At 45.5% G+C, this 21,543-nt stretch carries 16 protein-coding genes; 10 read left to right on the top strand and 6 right to left on the bottom strand.

Annotation, left to right across the window (positions count from 1 at the left end):
- Positions 1-100: 100 nt before the first annotated feature.
- Together AABK37_RS11805 and hslO are read right to left on the bottom strand one after the other, a co-directional pair.
- Positions 101-2,137 (bottom strand): chromosome segregation ATPase, encoded by a 2,037-nt coding sequence (locus AABK37_RS11805; protein WP_432551758.1) that lies wholly within the window; start codon positions 2,135-2,137, stop codon positions 101-103.
- 150 nt (positions 2,138-2,287) lie between these two features.
- Positions 2,288-3,193: an Hsp33 family molecular chaperone HslO gene (gene hslO, locus AABK37_RS11800; protein ID WP_432551757.1), complete on the bottom strand. Its 906-nt coding sequence runs from the start codon at positions 3,191-3,193 to the stop codon at positions 2,288-2,290.
- A gap of 260 nt (positions 3,194-3,453) precedes the next feature.
- Between hslO and AABK37_RS11795 the strand changes: the two genes are divergently transcribed.
- Positions 3,454-3,840: a hypothetical protein gene (locus AABK37_RS11795; RefSeq protein WP_432551756.1), complete on the top strand. Its 387-nt coding sequence runs from the start codon at positions 3,454-3,456 to the stop codon at positions 3,838-3,840.
- 181 nt (positions 3,841-4,021) lie between these two features.
- On the opposite strand, the gene AABK37_RS11790 is transcribed toward AABK37_RS11795, so the two are convergent.
- From AABK37_RS11790 to hisD, 3 genes are all read right to left on the bottom strand, one after another.
- The gene (locus tag AABK37_RS11790) at positions 4,022-4,294 is read right to left on the bottom strand and encodes a hypothetical protein (RefSeq protein ID WP_432551755.1); all 273 of its coding nucleotides are present in this window, start codon (positions 4,292-4,294) and stop codon (positions 4,022-4,024) included.
- Positions 4,295-4,950: 656 nt separating this feature from the next.
- A complete protein-coding gene (locus AABK37_RS11785; RefSeq protein ID WP_432551754.1) occupies positions 4,951-5,376 on the bottom strand; it encodes a universal stress protein in 426 nt (141 codons plus the stop codon).
- A 260-nt stretch (positions 5,377-5,636) separates the two neighbouring features.
- Entirely contained in the window at positions 5,637-6,938 is a 1,302-nt protein-coding gene (gene hisD, locus AABK37_RS11780) for a histidinol dehydrogenase (RefSeq protein WP_432551753.1), read from the bottom strand.
- 635 nt (positions 6,939-7,573) lie between these two features.
- On the opposite strand from hisD, the gene rpsT reads away from it, so the two are divergent.
- Both rpsT and AABK37_RS11770 read left to right on the top strand, forming a co-directional pair.
- Positions 7,574-7,867, top strand: a complete 294-nt coding sequence (rpsT, locus tag AABK37_RS11775) for a 30S ribosomal protein S20 (protein WP_432551752.1) — start codon at positions 7,574-7,576, stop codon at positions 7,865-7,867.
- A gap of 75 nt (positions 7,868-7,942) precedes the next feature.
- Entirely contained in the window at positions 7,943-8,728 is a 786-nt protein-coding gene (locus AABK37_RS11770) for a TatD family hydrolase (protein ID WP_432551762.1), read from the top strand.
- Between the two features lie 771 nt (positions 8,729-9,499).
- Here the strand turns inward: AABK37_RS11770 and AABK37_RS11765 are convergent.
- Positions 9,500-9,703: a hypothetical protein gene (locus tag AABK37_RS11765; RefSeq protein ID WP_432551751.1), complete on the bottom strand. Its 204-nt coding sequence runs from the start codon at positions 9,701-9,703 to the stop codon at positions 9,500-9,502.
- Here AABK37_RS11765 and rpoB point away from each other — a divergent pair.
- The 7 genes from rpoB to AABK37_RS11730 all read left to right on the top strand — a co-directional run bounded on the left by rpoB (position 9,702) and on the right by AABK37_RS11730 (position 20,583).
- Entirely contained in the window at positions 9,702-13,001 is a 3,300-nt protein-coding gene (gene rpoB / locus AABK37_RS11760) for a DNA-directed RNA polymerase subunit beta (RefSeq protein ID WP_432551750.1), read from the top strand. The two genes, AABK37_RS11765 and rpoB, sit on opposite strands and share 2 nt — an antisense overlap.
- A 3-nt stretch (positions 13,002-13,004) precedes the next feature.
- Complete coding sequence (locus AABK37_RS11755; protein ID WP_432551749.1) at positions 13,005-13,211, top strand: hypothetical protein; 207 nt, start codon at positions 13,005-13,007, stop codon at positions 13,209-13,211.
- A 4-nt stretch (positions 13,212-13,215) separates the two neighbouring features.
- Positions 13,216-15,093, top strand: a complete 1,878-nt coding sequence (locus tag AABK37_RS11750; protein ID WP_432551761.1) for a DNA-directed RNA polymerase subunit gamma — start codon at positions 13,216-13,218, stop codon at positions 15,091-15,093.
- A 136-nt stretch (positions 15,094-15,229) separates the two neighbouring features.
- On the top strand, positions 15,230-19,333 hold the full coding sequence (locus tag AABK37_RS11745) for a DNA-directed RNA polymerase subunit beta'' (protein ID WP_432551748.1): 4,104 nt from the start codon (positions 15,230-15,232) through the stop codon (positions 19,331-19,333).
- Positions 19,334-19,481: 148 nt separating this feature from the next.
- Entirely contained in the window at positions 19,482-19,649 is a 168-nt protein-coding gene (locus AABK37_RS11740) for a hypothetical protein (protein ID WP_432551747.1), read from the top strand.
- A 5-nt stretch (positions 19,650-19,654) separates the two neighbouring features.
- The gene (locus AABK37_RS11735; protein ID WP_432551746.1) at positions 19,655-19,981 is read left to right on the top strand and encodes a hypothetical protein; all 327 of its coding nucleotides are present in this window, start codon (positions 19,655-19,657) and stop codon (positions 19,979-19,981) included.
- Positions 19,982-20,037: 56 nt separating this feature from the next.
- Positions 20,038-20,583, top strand: coding sequence for a GIY-YIG nuclease family protein (locus AABK37_RS11730; RefSeq protein ID WP_432551745.1), 546 nt, complete (start codon positions 20,038-20,040; stop codon positions 20,581-20,583).
- Positions 20,584-21,543 lie beyond the last annotated feature (960 nt).

Genomic DNA, 21,543 nt, shown 5'->3' with positions numbered 1-21,543 from the left:
CAAAGTTACCATCTTATCGAGCCGCAAAATTTCTTCATCGTCTATAACTAGATCCCCGACTTCTTTAAGAAGTCGGGGATCTAAGTCTTTCGCTTGGATATTACTGCTGCTCAGGTGTCGTTGTTGATTCCTCAGGAAATTGCTGTGGTTCTGGCTCAGGTTCAGGCTTGAGCAAGTCGCGCCAACTCCTAATTTGCTCTCGCGCTGCGCTGTAAGCAGCAGAACCTTGAGGAATCAGTTTTGCGGTTTCAATAGCTCTAACGACATCAGACTCACTTTGAGAGCGTGCTATATCTAATAATTGTTGACTCCATTGGTCAATAGCCGGATTCACGTCATTGCGTAACAAACTACGACTTGGCACTCGATCGGCTAGCTGTATTGCCTCTGACAAAGCTTCTGGAGTGCCAGCAAGTGCCACTTCTCGCGCTTTCCGCCAATTTTGTCTAGCGCGAATTTGCCCTCGCCAATCGTCTATAGATGCTTGTGCTTCCCCAGAAAGTGCGCGTCCCGATGAGGCAATTTGTTCGGCGGCTTTAACCGCAGAGGCTAGATCGCCAGTACTAGCAATTTGTCGCGCTTGATCTAAGTATGGCTGGTCTTGAATTCGCTGAATTTTCGCCGTCCAAGTGCGAATTTTTCGGCGTGCTTCTGGATATAATGCCCGACCATTACGAATTTGACTTGCTTCGGCGATCGCTGCTTGCAACGAGTTAACATCTTCTATAAAACTTATCTGTTCAGCGCGTTCCAAATAAGGTTTATCTTCGATTGTCTCAGCTTCGGCACGCCAGCGTCCCATTTCTTGTCTAGCTTCAGAACCACGAGGATTATTAGCCGGGATAAGACGCGCTTGAGCGATCGCTGCATTCAAATCGCTAACTGTTCCCTGACTTGCCAATGTACGGGCTTTTTCTAAATTGGCAACATCTTCAATTTCCAGCTGCCAACGGGCAATCAGTTTTTGTGCCTTGTCGTAAACTGGTCTTGAAGGGTCAATTTGTTGTGCTTGGGCGATCGCTGTTTCTAAACCAGAAACACTGCCGATCCATGCATTTCTTTGGGCATCAGCTATAGCTGTAAAGTCTTCGATTTCTAACTTTAGCCCTGTACTTGCCGGAATTTTGCCGACAATTTCCAGCGCTTCATCCGCATCCCGGCGATCTAGCTTTTTCTGTGCTAATGCCAGGATTTTCCGTCCAAACACTGGAATCGTTGCCTGTGCCTTTTGATAAACGTAACTATCTTGCCCAATTGATTCAGCTATCTTGATGGCTTTTAGTAAATTATCTACTCCAGAGTCTTCAGCCAAGCCGTTGGCTTTTGCTAACTTCTCGCCATCTTCTCGCGCTGAGACAATCAAGCGATTTAATTGATCGTACTTAGCTGTTTGCCAGTATTTATTATCTACCCGCAGCAATTTAGATGCCACCATAAAAGCGGATTGCCAATGTGCTTGGCGTAGTTCTTCTTCCGCTTTTTGGTAAATGTTTTCTCCCTTAGACCAAATTGACTGCCATTTGGTGATTTGCTCATCTACTAATTTCTCAGCCGAGAGGTTTTGAGGAATTTTGTGTGCTGTTGCGATCGCTTCGTCTAACTTTCCTGATTGAAAACTTTGATCGGCTAGCTGTAAAATCGAACGCGACCACTCTTCTAGGTTGCGATTAATTTCTGCCCGTAGTGGGTGATTTTCTGGCAGTTGCTTGACTAAGGCGATCGCTTGTAACAAGTCATTCACCGTCTGCTTAGAAGCTGCCAATTGAGCGCAGTGCAGCCGCACCGATGCACTAGCAAGGGGCCAAAAAATCGATGGACAGTTTGGCGCCGATGGTAACTTTAGCAGCATCGCCATCGAAATAAAGCCGATACTGCCAGGAATCAACGCTAATAAAACTGCCCATAACACCCAGCTTTTCATCCAGTTGGGCATTTGACCATCAAAAGTGCTGGCTGTCCCTTGTTCTTTATCAGAATTGCGTTTTTTTCGGCGCTTCACTGACTTTGAGGTAGAACCATTAGCTGGGACACCAGACACGCGATCGCCGATTGGGAGCGATCGTGATAATCTGGTTATTTCATCTGGCTCTGTTGCTCTGGCTGATGACCAACTCTCTGGAATATCCCGCTCTGTCATCTCTCACACCAAAATAATTTCACAGCGATCTGTAATGATTCGATAATTTCTTTGTTGCCATAGTAACTTTCTCGTCATGAAAAAGCTAGTCTCAATTATCTCTCTCCACAGATATCATTAACGCAATGAAATAAACGTATCTTTTTATACTTATATTGAAACAGAAGATTCCGCCTGCAAATCGTCAATCAATTGGGCTAGCTGGTCGCTACTTGCGTGATATACTGACCCGCAAAAATCGCAAGTTGCCTCAGCGCCATCATCTTTAGCAATCATGTCTTGCAGTTCAGCTTCTCCTAAAATTTTTAACGCTCCGAGTACGCGGTTAAAAGAGCAACCACAATGAAAGCGTAGCATTTGAGTTTCCGGGAAAATCACCAAATTCATATCACCCAGCAAGTCTTGAAAAATTTCTGGCAATGTTTTGCCTGCTTGCAACAAAGGCGTAAATCCAGCTAAACTTGCCACTCGTGATTCCAACTTTGCGACTAGCTCTTCATCTCTAGCGGCTTTTGGCAACACTTGTACGAGTAAGCCTCCAGCAGCAGTCACCCCATTAGCACCCACGAACACACCTAAAACTACAGCAGAAGGTGTTTGTTCTGAGTTTACCAGGTAATGAGCTATATCGTCCCCAATTTCCCCAGAAACGAGTTCTACCGTACTAGAGTAAGGATAGCCGTAACCCACATCCCGAACGACGTAAAGGTAGCCATTACCGACTGCACCACCTACGTCAAGTTTTCCTTTGGCATTGGGAGGCAATTCGATCGCCGGATTTTCTACATAGCCGCGTACCGTTCCATCTAAGCCAGCATCTACCAAGATACCACCCAAAGGACCATCGCCTTTAATTCGGACATTGACTCTAGAGCCTTCTCGCTTCATATTAGAAGCCATCAACAAGCCAGCTGCCATAGTTCGACCCAAGGCTGCGGTTGCTACATAAGAAAGCTTGTGTCTAGTCCTTGCTTCTTCTGTCAGACGTGTGGTAATCACACCGACTGCACGAATTCCACCATCAGCCGCTGTGGCGCGAATTAACTGATCCGCCATGAATAACCTTACATTTCTTAACAAGTTCACTTTTTCTATTTTAAGTTCATCAGCTCGTAGAAAAGTGACCAAACAAAGCAACAATGGTTAAAGATGTCCGTATGAAAAGAAGCGGTTTTCCGCGCTTGTAGAAAGTAGGGAATTTTGAAGAAATATTTCAACGTGCCCGTCGTGTAATGAAATTTTCATTTTCCTTTGAACAAGCCCGTATCTGATGAACCACATTTGTCATACTAAAAGAAAATGCGTTCGCTCTCAAAATGTTCGGTAATTTTCAACAAAGTCAACTACGTATAGAAGTTGAAGCATCAGCAGCTACAATTCGTGACAGTCTGCTGCGTCCCGTGCAACAAGAAAAATGGCTCATCGGGCAACGTTTTTCCCCCGGAATGCCTGAAGAATTACATTCAGGATTTCAGTTTACTAGTTCAATTGGACCAGTTAAGATTCATCATCAAGTAGATGTGGCAAAACCCAATTGTTTGCGCTTGCTACTCAGTCAAGGTATCGACGGCTTTCATGAATGGTACTGGGGTGAAGGTTGGGTACAGTCTCGCTTGGAAGGAGTATCAATTTTGCCGTTGAATTTGGGGCAAAGCTTGAGTTTGTTAAGCTTGAAAACCTTTTTGGCGACTCAAGGACGCTGAATATTAAGATAATCTCACGCAAAGACGCAAGGTAAAATTTGCGCCATTCGTTTGTAAATAGATTTGCTCTTAGTTTCTTCGCTCAATAACCAAACAGGTTAATCGCCTAGAAGCCATATCGAACACTCAATAGTATCCGATATGGATTTTTCTAGACAAGGTTGGTGAGATTAGTTTTGTTCTACTCATTCACCACCCGTACTGGACGGATGTACCGAACTGGTGCTTCTGGCTTTTCTGCAAGCAGTTTTTGCTCTGCTTGGTTGCTGTATGCATAAGCAATTGCTGTGCAATCGTCACCAGAACCCTTGAATTTAATTTCTTTAAAAACTGTATCTGTAGTTATGTCTCCATTGCGATTTTCCGTGACACGACTGTGCTGTATAGTTATTGTGACTTCGGGGGAAGTATCACTCTCTTTTTTATTCTTTGACCAAGGCATTGACCAACTCATGTCTCTCTCCAACACATTAAGAGTAAAAGCGATTTGACCATAGTTTTAACCGGATATTTCAAAAATAGGGAAAATACAGAAAAACGACCTAGGATACTTGACAAATATCTGTAGATTTACGAAATATTTACTGAATTTTTATGAAATATCTTATAGCCTACATTCCGCACTCAATACTATAGCAAGCGGTAATTACTGTAATAAAGTAATAAAATTAGTATAAAATCCAATGCTTTTTCTCAAAAAAAGCATTGGAAAAATTATTAACTTCTAACTGATATCGTGTCCGGTTGATTACTTATTAAACCAGAAGAACCCCACCCCGCCAAAGCTACGCTTCATCTCCCCGGACCGCTTGCGGGGAGGGGCTGATCGGGGTGGGGTTCAATAACTGTGGGAATCATAACTAATTATGCGGACATGATATGAAATAAAAAAATATCGCTTAAATCACTTGGGTAAGGTTTGCACTTTCGGTTCTCAATTGCGGGTAGACGGATCATCGACAATATAAATGTTATTGATTTAGCCTATAGCCTGACTAAAACAAGGCTCTGTTCTCTTTATATGTTCTTTACGAATCAGCTCTTGGGGTGCAGAATGTGGGATTAATTGTGCAAACTGTATTGTGTTTCTAAATTTGCCCGTATCTAATTTTAATTCGGCTTTACAACCAAGACTGAACAATTAGCTTCTTCCACCACTTGACTGCTAACTGAACCCTGAACAATTCGCGTCATTCCAGTTAAGCCGCGACTGCCAATAATAATCAAGTCAGCCTGGTAAATATTGGCAAGACGAATAATTTCTTCTGCCGGATCGCCGGTTACTAATTCTAATTCACTGCTGACTGGCAGTTGTTCTTGGTAGGATTGCAGTTGTTTTTCGACATGAAAATAAGAAAGTGTTGGTGACTCTCCTTGAGGACGATCTGCTGGTAATTCCATTTCTGTCTCTGGTGTGGGAAACACATGACAGAGAATTATTTTGCTTTCTTTTAGTAGCACCAATTCCTGTAAAGTCTGAATTACACGTTCTGCAATTTCTGAACCGTCCAGAGCTACCAAAATAGTATTTAGCACCGCTGTAGTCTCCTCAAGGTAGACATTTCACATTATTACCTGCTTTATGTGTTGGCGGTTATACCAACAATAAGAGCAGCGATATGGACGTGCCTTTGTCGTGGAAGCTACGCCCTGCGTAAAAGCAAATCGCGATTTGCTGTACTTCGGAGGTTACCCTCCGTTGTAACACCAAAGCTTGCGATCGCCGTTTAAACTTTCAGTTTGTAGCCACTAAGTAACTTTTGCTAAAAGTTTCCGAAAAAATTAATAATTTGTAATTATTCGTCTTGTTGAACTCGCCGTCTAACTGAATCAGCATGAGAAGGCAAGCCTTCTGCTGTCGCTAGTGCGTCAATTGCGCCAGCCACTTTTTGCAGCGCGGTTTCGGAGTATTGGATGATACTCGAATGTTTCAAGAAAGTTTCCACACCCAATGCCGAAGCATAATGAGCAGCACCAGAAGTAGGCAAAGTGTGATTTGGTCCTGCTAAATAGTCTCCCACAGCTTCTGGTGTAGAATGCCCTAAAAAGATTGCCCCTGCATGGCGAATATGTTGAATTAATGCCCAAGGATCTTCGACTTCTAATTCTAAGTGTTCCGGGGCAAACTCATTCGAGAATTGAGCTGCGGCTTCTAGAGATTCGACAACGACGATTAAGCCATAGTGAGCGATCGCTTTTTCTGTATCTATTCTTCTAGGGTGATCTATTAGCTGTCTTTCCACAGCGACTTGCACGTTCTTCGCCAAACTCGTATCCGTTGTCAACAATATTGCTGCTGCCATCGGATCGTGTTCGGCTTGTGCCAACAAATCCGCCGCCACATGTACGGCATTTGCGGTTTCGTCGGCAATAATTAGCACTTCACTCGGTCCTGCTAAAGAATCAATGCCCACAGTACCGTATACGAGTTTTTTTGCTAGGGTGACATAAATGTTACCTGGACCTGCAATCACATTAACTTTCGGAATCGTTTCTGTACCGTAGGCTAAAGCGGCGATCGCTTGGGCACCTCCGACACGATAAATTTCTTGTACCCCAGCTTCTTGGGCAGCTACCAACACTGCTGGGTTAATCGCTTTGTGCGCTCCCGGTGGCGTTACCATCACCACACGGGGGACGTTAGCCACCCTCGCTGGAATAGCATTCATCAGCACCGTACTGGGATAAGCAGCACGACCACCAGGAACATATAATCCCGCTCGGTCTACAGGAGTGTAGCGCTTACCCAGCACTACATCATCATCGCCAAAGTGTACCCAGCTTTTTGGTACTCGCTGACGATGAAACGCTTCAATTTGTCGGCTAGCGAGCCGAATTGCCTCTAGCAAGTCCTTTGACACCTGTTGGTAAGCCGTATCCAGTTCGGAACCGGAAACGCGCAGTTCACCGGGATTGAGGGTTTGGTGGTCAAATTCGGCAGTGTAATGCAATACAGCTTTGTCGCCAAGGCGCTTCACTGCTTGCAACACTTCCCGCACGGTTGCTTCTTTGTGATGCACCTGTTCATCATGGGTGCGATCGCAGATACGTTGCAGTTCTGCTCTGACGTCTGCCTGCTGAGTAATAATTCGCAGCATGGAGTAAGGAGAGTGCCAAAATGAACGAATATTCCCGCCGAGAATCAGTTTTGCCCTTTACCTAATTAGGCGCAAAGCTTACCCTAATTCTCTTCTCTAGCTTAACCTGTATTTTTTTGATACTCCCAAGGCAACATAATCGCATTTGGGTTGCGATCGCGCTAGCGAAAGCATGCTTTCTAACCTCAAACGGTGGAGGTGTTTTGTTTGAACATCCTGCCTTTTTTTGGCAATTTAGGTAAGCTGGGAGTATAATTTTTGTCTATTTTCTCATTTCTTAGCTTGATTTTGTAGATACCCTTGGGTATCGTGTCTCTACATTTCCACCGCTGAACTTTAACCGTTCATAGATTCTTGCCTTTAGCAACACATTTTCACAAAAGAAGGGAAGAGCGCTTGGTAACAGGTGGCGAGAAGTCCTTATTTACTGGAGTACCTAATTTTAACGCATTTCTTTAGTTGTCGTCATATGCTCATAAGGTGAGTTAACGTCTTTTTTTCTGCTTGCCGTAAAAATTAAAATAATTTTAGTTATGATATTTTTTTCGCCCGAATTATAACATTGGCAAAAAAGATGCTATATTAGTAAGCCTAGTAGTGTGTGTACATAAATAATAGTATTTTTGGGATTGACAGTGGCGAATACAAAGTCTGCTCTGAAACGCGCCAAGATCGCAGAACGCAATCGCTTGCGTAACAAAGCTTATAAATCAGCCGTGAAAACGCTGATGAAGAAATACCTTTCGGCTGTAGCAACCTATGCAGCTAATCCTAGCTCAGAATCAAAGAAAGATGTAGACGATCGCATGTCGGAGGCATACAGCAAAATCGATAAAGCAGTAAAGCGGGGTGTACTTCATCCGAACAACGGAGCGAGGAAAAAGTCAAAATTGGCGAAAAAACTAAAAAGCTCTACCGTATCAGCATAACTGTTAACAGTCATGAGTTCGTTCGTCATCAGGACTCATGCTTTGAAAAAGGACAAAGGACTCAAGTACCCCTCAATGCAGCTGATTGATACCCATGTTCATCTCAACTTTGACCTTTTTCAACCGGATTTAGCAGCAGTGCGATCGCGATGGCAAGAAGCTGGTGTAGTACGTCTAGTACATTCGTGCGTCGAGCCATCAGAGTTTTCCAGCATTCAAGCGATAGCTCACCAGTTTCCCGAAATCAGCTTTGCTGTTGGCTTACATCCTTTAGATGCCCAGAAATGGAATAGCCAAACAGAAAAGGAAATATTATCTTTGGCTACCTCTGATGCCAAAGTGGTAGCAATCGGAGAAATGGGGCTGGATTTTTATAAAGCAGATAACTACGAGCAACAGCTCCTGGTGTTTGAAGCTCAATTGGCGATCGCTTCGCTGCTCAACTTACCAGTGATTATCCACTGCCGGAATGCTGCATCAGAACTGAGAGACATATTGCAAAAATGGAGGAATCTTAAAGGAGACAGTATCCGAGGTGTCATGCACTGCTGGGGTGGAAAACCACAAGAAGTTCAATGGTTTATCGACTTGGGCTTTTATATCAGCTTTAGTGGCACCGTCAGCTTCAAAAACGCTATAGACATTCAACAATCAGCTGTGTTGGTTCGGTCAGATCGCTTGTTAATTGAAACAGACTGTCCTTTTTTAGCACCGGTTCCGAAACGAGGCGAAAAGCGCAATGAGCCAGCTTACGTGCGTTATGTAGCAGAAGCTATAGCTCGTTTGCGTGGGGAAAGTCTAGAGGCGATCGCTACTCAAACTACTGAGAATGCCTGTAAACTATTTGGGTTAGTACTCTAGCTCAAGTGAGCCGGATACATCACCCGAAAATTGTTTCGCCACTTTGACAAAAACGCCACATGCGCTCATAGAAAGAGAAAATACGCAACGCAGTGGCTCTTTGAAAATGAGGAGCAACAGTGGCTCACCTCAATCGCCAAAAAAATAAAAATCGCGCATGCGCAAAAATATGCTAGTATTATTGCCTCCAAAATGTTTTTCTTGCGCCATAATGGTTAAGGAAGGAACTAAAAATTAGTAAACTGAAGTTTCACGCTTCATCACTTTTTCATCCTCTCTCTACATGCGGATGCGAAAAATACATGACCGTCCTGCAAAAACAAATACTAAAAGACGCTCCGGTTCCTCGCGTCTCTCCTAGTTAAAGCTAAAATTTTGTCCTTTGAAAGCAGATCTGTATTTAACCTATAAAAATTGTTAACCGTTAATTGACTTGTGATTAATACCCAACAAGAGAAAGCGATACTGATTAGAGCTTATAAAAGCGGAGCGTTGCTTCAGTCTGAAAACATCACCCTGAGTTGAAAAAGGCTGTGCGTGTATAAAAGACAGAACAGTGTAGAGCGCACTCGTGCGCTAATTGACGCGCTTTAATGGAAGTGGAAGTGAGGAAAGCAAATAAAAATCAACAAGATATCTTTCATCTGCAATTGCTCCAACGCATGGGGCAGGATTTTTGCCGTAATTGACTTGAATCGGGGCGATCGCCCGCTGAAGTCAAAATCAGTTCTTAAAGCTTACTGTGCTTTGTTTGTCGGCACTTGTAGCCAGTTAATTGGTATAAAAATAAGTTCCAATACGGGCATCGGCGCTTCGATGATAACCTTCTCCTGCAAAGACGCGCTTCTCTTCTCCCAAAGAAAGACGAGAAGCGCGAACGAGAGGCTTCTCTACGAGAGGCACGCGGCTACGCCAACGCGAACGCCCTTGTGCAGTGTACGAGCGATAATTCACAATTGATAAAGGTAGAGGCATGACTAAAGAAACATATATGGAACCCGCCTTCTTGTTACCCGACTTAATTGAAATCCAGCGTTCAAGCTTTCGCTGGTTTCTAGAAGAAGGGCTAATAGAAGAACTTAACTCCTTTAGTCCGATTACAGACTACACTGGCAAATTAGAACTGCACTTTTTGGGTCAGAACTACAGACTTAAGCAGCCTAAGTACAGCGTCGAAGAAGCCAAAAGGCGGGATAGTAGCTACGCGGTACAAATGTATGTACCGACAAGATTAATTAACAAAGAAACCGGGGAAATTAAAGAGCAAGAGGTCTTTATCGGCGACCTTCCCCTGATGACCGATCGCGGAACTTTCATCATCAACGGCGCCGAGCGGGTAATTGTCAATCAAATCGTCCGCTCCCCAGGCGTATACTACAAATCAGAAATCGACAAAAACGGACGCCGCACTTACTCAGCTTCGTTGATCCCCAACCGGGGGGCATGGCTGAAATTTGAAACAGACCGTAACGACTTAGTTTGGGTACGCATCGACAAAACCCGCAAATTGTCGGCGCAAGTGCTGCTGAAAGCACTCTCGCTGTCAGACAACGAAATATTTGATGCGCTGCGTCACCCAGAATACTTTCAAAAAACCATCGAAAAAGAAGGGCAATTTTCCGAAGAAGATGCCTTGATGGAGTTGTATCGCAAACTGCGTCCGGGTGAACCACCCACAGTATTGGGAGGACAGCAATTACTCGATTCGCGCTTTTTTGATGCCAAACGCTACGACTTGGGTCGGGTGGGACGCTACAAACTTAACAAAAAGTTACGTTTGCAAGTTCCAGAAACAACTCGCGTATTAACGTCGGTTGATATTTTAGCGGCGGTAGATTACCTAATCAACCTGGAATTTGATATTGGTAACACCGACGACATCGACCACCTGGGAAATCGCCGAGTAAGAAGCGTGGGCGAATTGCTGCAAAACCAAGTGCGGGTGGGTTTAAACCGCTTAGAGCGGATTATTCGCGAACGGATGACGGTATCCGATGCGGAAGTTTTGACGCCGGCATCTTTAGTTAACCCAAAACCGTTGGTAGCGGCAATCAAAGAATTCTTTGGTTCTTCCCAATTGTCGCAGTTCATGGATCAAACCAATCCTTTAGCAGAACTGACCCACAAACGCCGTTTATCGGCACTTGGTCCTGGGGGATTAACCAGAGAACGGGCTGGTTTTGCGGTGCGAGATATTCACCCATCGCACTACGGACGCATTTGCCCGATTGAGACACCAGAAGGACCCAACGCCGGTTTGATTGGTTCGTTGGCAACTCATGCGCGGGTGAATCAATACGGCTTTTTGGAAACGCCATTTCGTCCGGTAGAAAACGGCAAAGTGCGGTTTGACGTGCAGCCAGTTTACATGACGGCTGATGAAGAAGACGATTTGCAGACTGCGACGGGGGATATCCCCTTAGATGAAAACGGCTACATTATTGGACCTTCGGTGCCGGTGCGTTATCGCCAAGATTGGACAACGACAACACCCGATCAAGTTGACTATGTAGCAGTTTCCCCAGTGCAGATTGTGTCGGTTGCTACGTCGATGATTCCCTTTTTGGAGCATGATGACGCCAACCGAGCGCTGATGGGGTCGAACATGCAACGGCAAGCGGTGCCGTTGTTGAAGCCAGAACGACCTTTGGTGGGGACTGGTTTGGAAGCGCAAGCGGCTCGTGACTCTGGGATGGTGATTGTATCGCGGACTGATGGGGATGTAACCTACGTTGATGCTACAGAAATTCGCGTTCGTCCGAAGGCAAGCCAAAACGAAATTAAATACAAGATTTCTAAGTATCAGCGCTCTAACCAAGACACTTGTTTGAACCAAAAACCGCTGGTGCGGATGGGCGAGAAGGTAGTAGCAGGTCAAGTGTTGGCGGATGGTTCTTCTACTGAAGGTGGAGAATTGGCGCTGGGGCAAAATATTGTCGTCGCTTACATGCCTTGGGAAGGTTACAACTACGAAGACGCGATTTTGATTTCCGAGCGGTTGGTGCAGGAAGATATTTATACCTCGGTTCACATTGAAAAATATGAAATTGAGGCAAGACAGACCAAATTGGGACCAGAAGAAATCACCAGAGAAATACCCAACGTTGGGGAAGATGCTTTGCGCTCTTTGGATGAACAGGGAATTATTCGCATTGGAGCCTGGGTAGATGCCGGGGATATATTAGTCGGAAAAGTTACCCCCAAAGGTGAATCTGACCAACCACCAGAAGAAAAGCTGCTGCGAGCAATTTTCGGTGAAAAGGCGCGGGATGTGCGCGATAATTCATTGCGAGTGCCGAATGGTGAAAAAGGTCGCGTGGTTGACGTGCGGTTATTTACCCGCGAACAAGGCGACGAACTGCCACCGGGAGCAAACATGGTGGTGCGGGTGTATGTGGCGCAAAAGCGAAAAATCCAAGTTGGCGACAAAATGGCAGGGCGTCACGGGAATAAGGGAATTATTTCTCGCATCCTCCCATTGGAAGATATGCCTTATTTGCCGGATGGGTCGCCGGTGGATATTGTACTCAATCCGTTGGGCGTGCCATCACGGATGAACGTGGGGCAGGTGTTTGAGTGTTTGCTCGGTTGGGCTGGTCACACCTTGGGAGTGCGCTTTAAGATTACGCCTTTTGACGAAATGTATGGGGAGGAGTCATCTAGAAGAATTGTGCATGGTAAGTTGCAAGAAGCACGAGATGAAACGGGGAGAAACTGGGTATATAACCCGGATGACCCTGGCAAAATCATGGTGTTTGATGGGCGGACTGGCGAGCCATTTGATAGACCGGTAACGATAGGTGTCGCTTATATGTTGAAACTGGTGCATTTAGTGGATGATAAGATTCACGCTCGTTCGACTGGTCCATACTCGTTAGTGACGCAGCAACCGTTGGGTGGTAAAGCACAACAAGGCGGTCAGCGCTTTGGAGAAATGGAAGTATGGGCGCTGGAGGCATTTGGTGCGGCTTACACGCTGCAAGAGTTGCTGACTGTGAAATCGGACGACATGCAAGGAAGAAACGAAGCCTTGAATGCGATCGTTAAAGGCAAGGCAATTCCGCGACCGGGTACACCGGAATCGTTCAAAGTGTTGATGCGAGAATTGCAATCGTTGGGGTTAGACATAGCCGTGCATAAAGTGGAAACCCAAGCAGACGGTAGTTCTTTGGATGTAGAAGTTGATTTGATGGCAGACCAAGGAACGCGTCGCACTCCTCCGCGTCCAACTTACGAATCTCTATCGCGCGAATCGATGGAAGACGACGAATAGGGGATGGGGCATGGGGCATGGGGCATGGGGCATGGGGCATGGGGCATGGGGCATGGAAAAAATCTCCCATTGCCCATTAAACAATTGCCCATTAAACAATTGCCCATTGCCCATTACCCATTACCCATTAAACAATTGCCCAATGCCCATTACCCATTACCCATTGCCCAATGCCCAATGCCCATTGCCCAATGCCCATTGCCCATTTAATAATATGAGAAACGCACAAACTAATCAGTTTGACTATGTGAAAATCGGCTTGGCTTCCCCAGAACGCATTCGGACTTGGGGCGAGCGAACTTTGCCTAACGGTCAGGTGGTAGGTGAAGTCACTAAGCCAGAGACGATTAATTATCGAACTTTGAAGCCAGAGATGGACGGGCTTTTTTGCGAGCGCATCTTTGGACCTGCGAAGGACTGGGAATGTCACTGCGGTAAATATAAAAGAGTGCGCCATCGCGGTATTGTCTGCGAACGCTGCGGGGTGGAAGTCACCGAATCGCGAGTGCGCCGTCACCGCATGGGTTATATCAAACTGGCGGCACCAGTAGCGCACGTTTGGTATCTCAAGGGTATCCCCAGTTACATTTCGATTTTGCTGGATATGCCTTTGCGGGATGTGGAGCAGATAGTTTATTTCAACTCTTATGTTGTTCTCAGCAAAGGCAACGCGGAAACTTTAACTTATAAACAGCTACTAAGTGAAGACCAGTGGCTGGAAATTGAAGACCAGATTTATGCCGAAGATTCTCAGCTTCAGGGTGTAGAGGTAGGAATTGGGGCAGAAGCGCTGCTGCGGTTGCTTGCTGATATCAACTTAGAGCAAGAAGCGGAAAATTTGCGCGAAGAAATTGGTAGCGCCAAAGGACAAAAACGGGCGAAGCTGATTAAGCGGTTGCGGGTGATTGATAACTTCATCGCTACTGGTTCGTTGCCAGAGTGGATGGTAATGGCGGTGATTCCAGTAATCCCTCCGGATTTGCGCCCAATGGTGCAACTCGACGGGGGACGCTTTGCCACGAGCGATTTAAATGATTTGTATCGCCGGGTAATTAACCGTAACAATCGTTTAGCGCGGCTGCAAGAAATTTTGGCACCGGAGATTATTGTCCGCAACGAAAAGCGGATGCTGCAAGAAGCGGTGGATGCTTTGATTGACAATGGTCGTCGGGGACGGACGGTGGTAGGGGCAAATAACCGACCGCTGAAGTCTTTGTCTGACATTATTGAGGGTAAGCAAGGACGTTTTCGGCAGAATTTGTTGGGTAAGCGAGTTGACTATTCGGGGCGATCGGTTATTGTGGTTGGACCGAAGTTACAAATCCATCAATGCGGTTTGCCGAGAGAAATGGCAATTGAGCTATTTCAACCGTTTGTGATTAATCGCTTGATTCGCTCTGGTATGGTGAATAACATCAAAGCGGCGAAAAAGTTGATTTCTCGCAACGACCCTAGTGTGTGGGATGTGTTGGAAGAAGTGATTGAAGGGCATCCGGTGATGTTAAACCGGGCACCGACGCTGCACCGTTTGGGGATTCAAGCTTTTGAGCCGATTTTAGTAGAAGGTAGAGCAATTCAACTGCATCCGTTGGTGTGTCCGGCGTTTAACGCTGACTTTGACGGCGACCAGATGGCAGTACACGTACCTTTATCGCTGGAATCTCAGGCAGAAGCGCGGTTGTTGATGCTTGCTTCTAACAATATATTGTCGCCGGCAACCGGTAAGCCAATTATTACACCCAGTCAAGATATGGTGTTGGGGGCGTATTATTTAACTGCGGAAAATCCGGATGCGACAAAGGGCGCAGGAAAATACTTCGGTTCTTTAGATGACGCGATTATGGCTTACGAACAGCAGCAAGTTGATTTGCACGCTTATGTATTTGTGCGGTTTGATGGCGAAGTAGAAACTGATGTGGCAGATACCGAACCAGTTTCGGTTGAAGAAAATACCGATGGTACTCGGACGTTGCTGTATAAATTCCGTCGTGTCAGACAAGACAAGTCAGGGAATTTGATTTCTCAATATATACGCACAACTCCAGGTCGCGTTATTTATAACAAGGCGATCCAAGAAGCACTAGCTAGTTAGTGGAGTTGGAGCGTGGGAGCGTGGGAGCGTGGGAGCGTGGGAGCGGAAAAGCAAAAAAGCGGAGTTAGTGGAAAAACAACGCTTCCCCCAACAACTATCAACTATCAACTATCAACTATCAACCAACAACTGACTAATGACTGAAAAACTGATTTTTCGCAATCGCATCGTTGACAAAGGTCAGCTGAGAAATTTAATTTCTTGGGCGTTTACCAATTGTGGCACGGCGCGAACGGCGGTGATGGCGGATAAGTTAAAAGATTTAGGCTTTCGCTACGCCACCAAAGCCGGAGTTTCGATTAGCGTAGATGATTTGATGGTGCCGCCAAGCAAGCGATCGCTCCTCGATGCCGCAGAAGAAGAAATTCGCGCCACGGAAGAACGCTATCAACGTGGTGAAATTACGGAAGTAGAACGTTTTCAAAAAGTAATTGATACTTGGAACGGAACATCGGAAGCGCTGAAAGATGAAGTGGTGAAGCACTTTAAGAGTACCAACCCGCTCAACTCCGTATATATGATGGCGTTTTCTGGTGCGCGGGGTAACATCTCCCAGGTGCGCCAATTGGTGGGGATGCGCGGGTTGATGGCAGATCCCCAAGGGGAAATTATCGGCTTGCCGATTAAAACCAACTTCCGCGAAGGATTGACGGTCACCGAATATATTATTTCTTCTTACGGCGCTCGTAAAGGATTGGTAGATACGGCGTTAAGAACTGCTGACTCTGGATATCTCACCCGTCGTTTGGTGGATGTATCCCAAGACGTGATTATCCGCGAATTTGACTGCGGTACGTCGCGGGGAATTACCCTCGGAGCGATGATAGAAGGTGGCAAAGTCTTGATTCCCATCGGTACGCGCTTGATGGGACGGGTAGTGGCAGAAGATGTGGTGCATCCGACCACCAAACAAATTATTGCCCCGCGCAATACGCCAATAAATTATGAATTAGCACACTTGATTCAAATTAGCGGCGTGCAATCGGTGGTGGTGCGGAGTCCTTTAACTTGTGAAGCAGCGCGTAGTGTTTGCCAACACTGTTATGGCTGGAGTTTGGCACACGCGAAGATGGTAGATTTGGGTGAAGCAGTAGGCATTATTGCCGCTCAAAGTATCGGCGAACCGGGTACGCAGCTAACGATGCGGACATTCCACACTGGTGGTGTGTTCACCGGGGAAGTAGCAAAACAAGTGCGTGCGGAGAAAGATGGGACGATTCGCCTGCCGCGCAAGTTGAAAACCAGAGCATATCGCACTCGACACGGGGAAGATTCGCTGTTTGTGGAGGCAAACGGTACGCTCTCGTTGGAAACGTCTACAGGGTCAATTGAAATTGCCGTTACCCAAGGTTCGACACTATATATAGTGGATGGGCAGCAAGTAAAGCTTGGTCAGTTGCTGGCAGAGGTGGCACTAGGCGGACGGACAACGCGGGCAAATACGGAAAAAGCTGTTAAAGATGTAGCCAGCGATTTGGCTGGGGAAGTGCAGTTCGCCGAAGTGGTGCCAGAGCAAAAAACAGACCGCCAAGGCAACACGACGACGACAGCGGCGCGGGGTGGTTTGATTTGGATTTTGTCTGGGGAAGTATATAACTTGCCACCGGGAGCGGAGTTGGTGGTAAATAATGGTGATGCTGTGGAGACTAACGGTGTCTTGGCAGAAACCAAGTTAACTACTTTACACGGCGGTATAGTCCGCTTGCCGGAAGCGCAAGTGGGTAAGAGTACTAGGGAAATTGAGATTATCACGGCTAGTGTGGTTTTGGATCAGGCAACGGTGACGGTGCAAAGTTCCCAAGGTCGCAATAATTACCTTATTTCCACTGCTCACAACCAAGTCTTTAACCTCAGAGCAACTCCAGGCACAAAAGTGCAAAATGGTCAAGTGGTGGCGGAGTTAATTGACGATCGCTATCGCACCAATACAGGTGGGTTGCTGAAATACGCCGGTGTAGAAGTACAGAAAAAAGGCAAGGCGAAGCTGGGTTATGAGGTGGTTCAAGGAGGCACATTATTGTGGATTCCGGAAGAAACTCATGAGGTAAATAAAGATATATCGCTGCTGTTGGTGGAAGACGGTCAGTATGTGGAAGCTGGCACGGAAGTTGTTAAAGATATATTTTGTCAAAACAACGGCGTGGTCGAAGTCACCCAGAAAAACGACATTTTGAGAGAAGTGGTGATTAAGCCCGGAGAACTGCTGATGGTGGACGACCCGGAAGCGGTGATTGGACGAGATAATACTTTTGTTCAACCGGGTGAAGAGTTATTGGGGCAAGTGGTGAGCGAACTGCGCTACATCCAATATATAGAGTCGCCAGAAGGTCCAGCGCTGCTGAGTCGTCCGGTAGAAGAGTTTGCGGTGCCGAATAATCCGGATGTGCCTTCAACGACATCGGTTAGTCAGCAGACGGGGCGCAGCATTGAGTTGCGGGCGGTGCAGCGACTGCCTTATAAAGATTCTGAGCGGGTTAAGTCGGTAGAAGGCGTAGAGTTGCTGCGGACGCAACTAGTGTTGGAAATTGAGACGGAGGGTGATGCGGACCACAACGCTTCGCCATTAGCAGCGGATATTGAGTTGTTGAGTGATGGTGAGGGTTCGGAAACTTCTCGTTTGCAATTGGTGATTTTGGAATCTTTGATAGTGCGTCGCGACATTACTGCGGATGCGACTCAAGGTAGCACGACTACGAGTTTGGAGGTGGAAGCACAACAAACTATTGCCCCAGGTGCTGTAGTTGCCCGTACCCAAATTTTGTGTAAGGAGGGGGGTATTGTCCGGGGAGTGCAAAAGGGAAGCGAAACGGTGCGGAGGTGTTTGGTGTTGCGTCACACGGACATGGTGACGGTGAACGCGACTGCGACGCCTTATGTGAAGAAGGGCGACTTGCTGGTAGAGGGTTCGGAAATTGCCCCAGGAGTATTTGCGCCTTTGTCTGGGCAAGTGCTGTCAGTTCAGAAGGGACAGGGGGGAGATAAGGGAGATAAGGGAGATAAGGGAGCAATATCCCCCTCATCCCCCTCATCCCCCCAGTCCCTAGTCCCCAGTAAAGAGTCCCCAGATTACTCTGTCTCGATTCGCATTGGTCGTCCTTATCGAGTTTCGCCGGGAGCGGTGTTGCAGATAGAGGATGGGGATTTGGTGCAACGCGGTGATAATTTGGTGTTGTTGGTGTTTGAACGGGCGAAGACCGGAGACATTATTCAAGGTTTGCCGAGAATCGAGGAATTGCTAGAAGCACGCAAACCAAAAGAAGCGTGTATTTTGGCAAAAAGGGCAGGGGAAGTAAAGGTGGTTTATGGTGATGGTGATGAAGCGATCGCTGCTAAAGTGATTGAGCCGAATGGTGTTGTCACCGATTATCCTTTAGGACCCGGACAAAATTTGGTGCTGACGGATGGTGCTACCGTCGCAGCGGGAGAACCGTTGAGTGACGGTCCTGCCAATCCGCACGAAATTTTGGAAGTGTTCTTTAGTCTTGGTTCTGAAGACGGGGTGTATGCTTGTGCAAGTCTTGCTTTGCAGAAGGTACAGACTTTCTTGGTAAACGAAGTGCAGATGGTGTATCAATCTCAAGGAATTGATATTGCCGACAAGCACATTGAAGTGATTGTGCGGCAGATGACCGCGAAGGTGCGGGTTGATGATGGGGGTGACACAACTATGTTGCCGGGAGAGTTGGTAGAACTGCGGCAAATTGAGCAGGTGAATGAGGCGATGGCAATCACCGGCGGTGCGAGGGCGCAGTATACCCCAGTATTATTGGGGATTACCAAAGCATCATTGAATACCGATAGCTTTATCTCGGCTGCATCATTCCAAGAAACGACGCGGGTGTTGACGGAAGCAGCAATTGAAGGTAAGTCTGACTGGTTGCGCGGTTTGAAAGAAAACGTAATTATCGGGCGATTGATTCCTGCCGGTACTGGGTATAACGCTTATGAAGAAACCGGTATAGTTGACGACTATGGAAGCGCAGACAGCAGCAGCGTGTTGGATGAAGTCGATGACCCGATGGATATGGTGCTAGATGACCGGACAGCTCGCGCTTATAACTTGGATTCTCCTGGACTTGGGGCAGAAGGATTTGGCGGCAGACGTACAGAATCGTCGTCAATATTAGATGATGAGGATGATTTGATGATTGCTGATGAAGTCAACGACCTTGTTGAAGAAGACGATTTTGAGGAAGACGAGGAAGACGAGGAAGAAGACGACTTCGACGAGGAAATATAAAAGGTAAAATTTCTTTTACCTGAATGCTTTCCCTCCCACTTGGGAGGGTTTTTTATTTTTTTAGCTTGCAACTTTTGCCTTAGCTCACTACGAACCACGACAGTATTTTACGTTTAGTTTCGCCCACTTACTTAGTGGCTGAAAAAAGTTGCACAATCTAATAGGCTGTTTTAAAGAAGCGAAAAGTGGGTGCGTCACGGTTTCCGTGCGCCCAACTTTTAAAGAAGCGATCGCTCAAGCGCGGGGCGAAAGCCCCGGAGCGCTTAACATACCCGCAGGTCAAGCTCATCACTCAATCGCTAATAAATATCTGTAAGAAAAATGCCTTTGAAAATCGTCCAAAACTTTGATAGCAGTTTCACTATAGAACCACAAGCTCAAGAAAGTCTTTTCAAGTTATTAACTAATGAAGCTTTTCTAAACCAAGTTTGTCAACAACTAAACTGCGAAAAAGTTGAGTTTACAGAATTGCTTTTTCAACCAGTTCCTTATAGCTTAACTACTCCCAAAGGGATGCCAGCCGAATTTGAAAAATATCATGATAATAGCGAATACGCAATTATTAACGTCCCGCCAAACTTCATGTATAATGCCAAAATATTCAAACCCAGTCGCCTCTGTGCAATTTACATGAAAATTAATTCGTAGTAAGCGCTTCAGCGCTTTCCTATCAATCACCAAGTACTAATTTTTAATTTTGATTTATGACAACTGAAACAAATATTTCTTCTTTAGCAACTCTCGAATATATTGCTTACATTGACGATAACGGTCAGTTACCCGAACAATTTCAAAGTAAAATAGGAGTTTATGGAATTTTTAATCAAGAAAAAGTGCTGCAATTTGTTGGCTATTCTCGCGATGTATATCTCAGTCTGAAACAGCATTTAGTACGTCAACCTCAAAATTGCTATTGGGTAAAAGTCCAAACGATTGAGCGACCTAGCCGCGCCGTTTTAGAAAACATTGAAAATGCGTGGATTGCCGAAAATAACAGTGTTCCTTTGGGAAATGCCGAACAAAAAGAAAAATGGACGCAGCCTATTGATGCTAAAGCGGTAATGACACCTGAAGAACAGGCAAATTATCAAAATCCACTAATAGATGATATGGCGCAAGTGAAAATTATTAAAAATGTGGCGCGACGAGTAGAAGCTGAAATTTTAGAAGTGCTACAAGCGCGTGGTTTGCGTCTTCAAATCCGCTTTAATCCTAAATTCAAAGAAGAAGGATTACTCGATTTGAAGTGAAAAGAGGGGCTATTGCATTAGCCTTCACCTCTTATGCCTGAGGCGTTGTGCGCTACGCACAAAGTGAAGCCTGCCCAATTTTGGACAGGTTTTTCCCAAGGGAAAAATCAGTTCAATCGTACTATAAAATGGCGATCGCGGTGGAACTGTTGCGTAAGTCTTAATTAATTTGTGACGACGACAAATAATTTCTGATTCGACAGTAAAAATTAATACCAAATATTATTTTGATAAATTTCTATCTTTAGATAGATGCGGAAAGAATAAGTTTCATTTGATATTTAATTGAGAAGTTAAGATAAGTTTTAGTTAAAAATTTGCTTTTTAATTCAGCAAGTCTTGACATCATCTCGGGTTAGCGACTAAAACAAAACAGTGCGTGAATACACAGTTTTGTGCTTTGTTGCTTCCATGATTAACTTGGTTTTCAGCTCGCTTCTGATTTATCAAAATCTGCTGATAAAAACATGCTTAATCTAATTAGTCTACTGCATCACCAGGGATAATTATATCAAGTCCAGCTAATCACTTGATATACAGCTTGCAGTGGTAATTAGCGATTGGTGATTACTTCTAAACTTGATCGCTCTACTTTATCCAAATCAAATAAGGCAACTCTTTTCCGCAAGGCATTCATTTCTAGCTTTGTGACAAAAAACTTTTCCTACGTCACTAGTTTTGCCAAAATCGGAAAAGTCAAAGCCTAAATTGCACTTCTCGTTTGAGTTGAAGCGATCGCGTTTTGTGGAAAATGGATAAAGTCAACATAATTCATAATTAATAATTCATAATTAATAATTATGAATTATGTTGACATGTCGCGAACGTTCTGCTACCCTCCACTTTGAATGACATTTGGATATTAGTTTTGACTTTTAAAACAATCCTCTTAGGTGTTCCTAAAGGATTCGTAAAAGCTTCATTGCAGCACAATGGATGCATTTAGACAAAATTTTGATT

Origin of the sequence: Tolypothrix sp. VBCCA 56010 (genome assembly GCF_050875635.1) — a bacterium.
GTDB lineage: Bacteria > Cyanobacteriota > Cyanobacteriia > Cyanobacteriales > Nostocaceae > Hassallia.
Note: the sequence above shows the minus strand (reverse complement) of the source record. Positions and strands in the feature narration are given on the sequence as shown.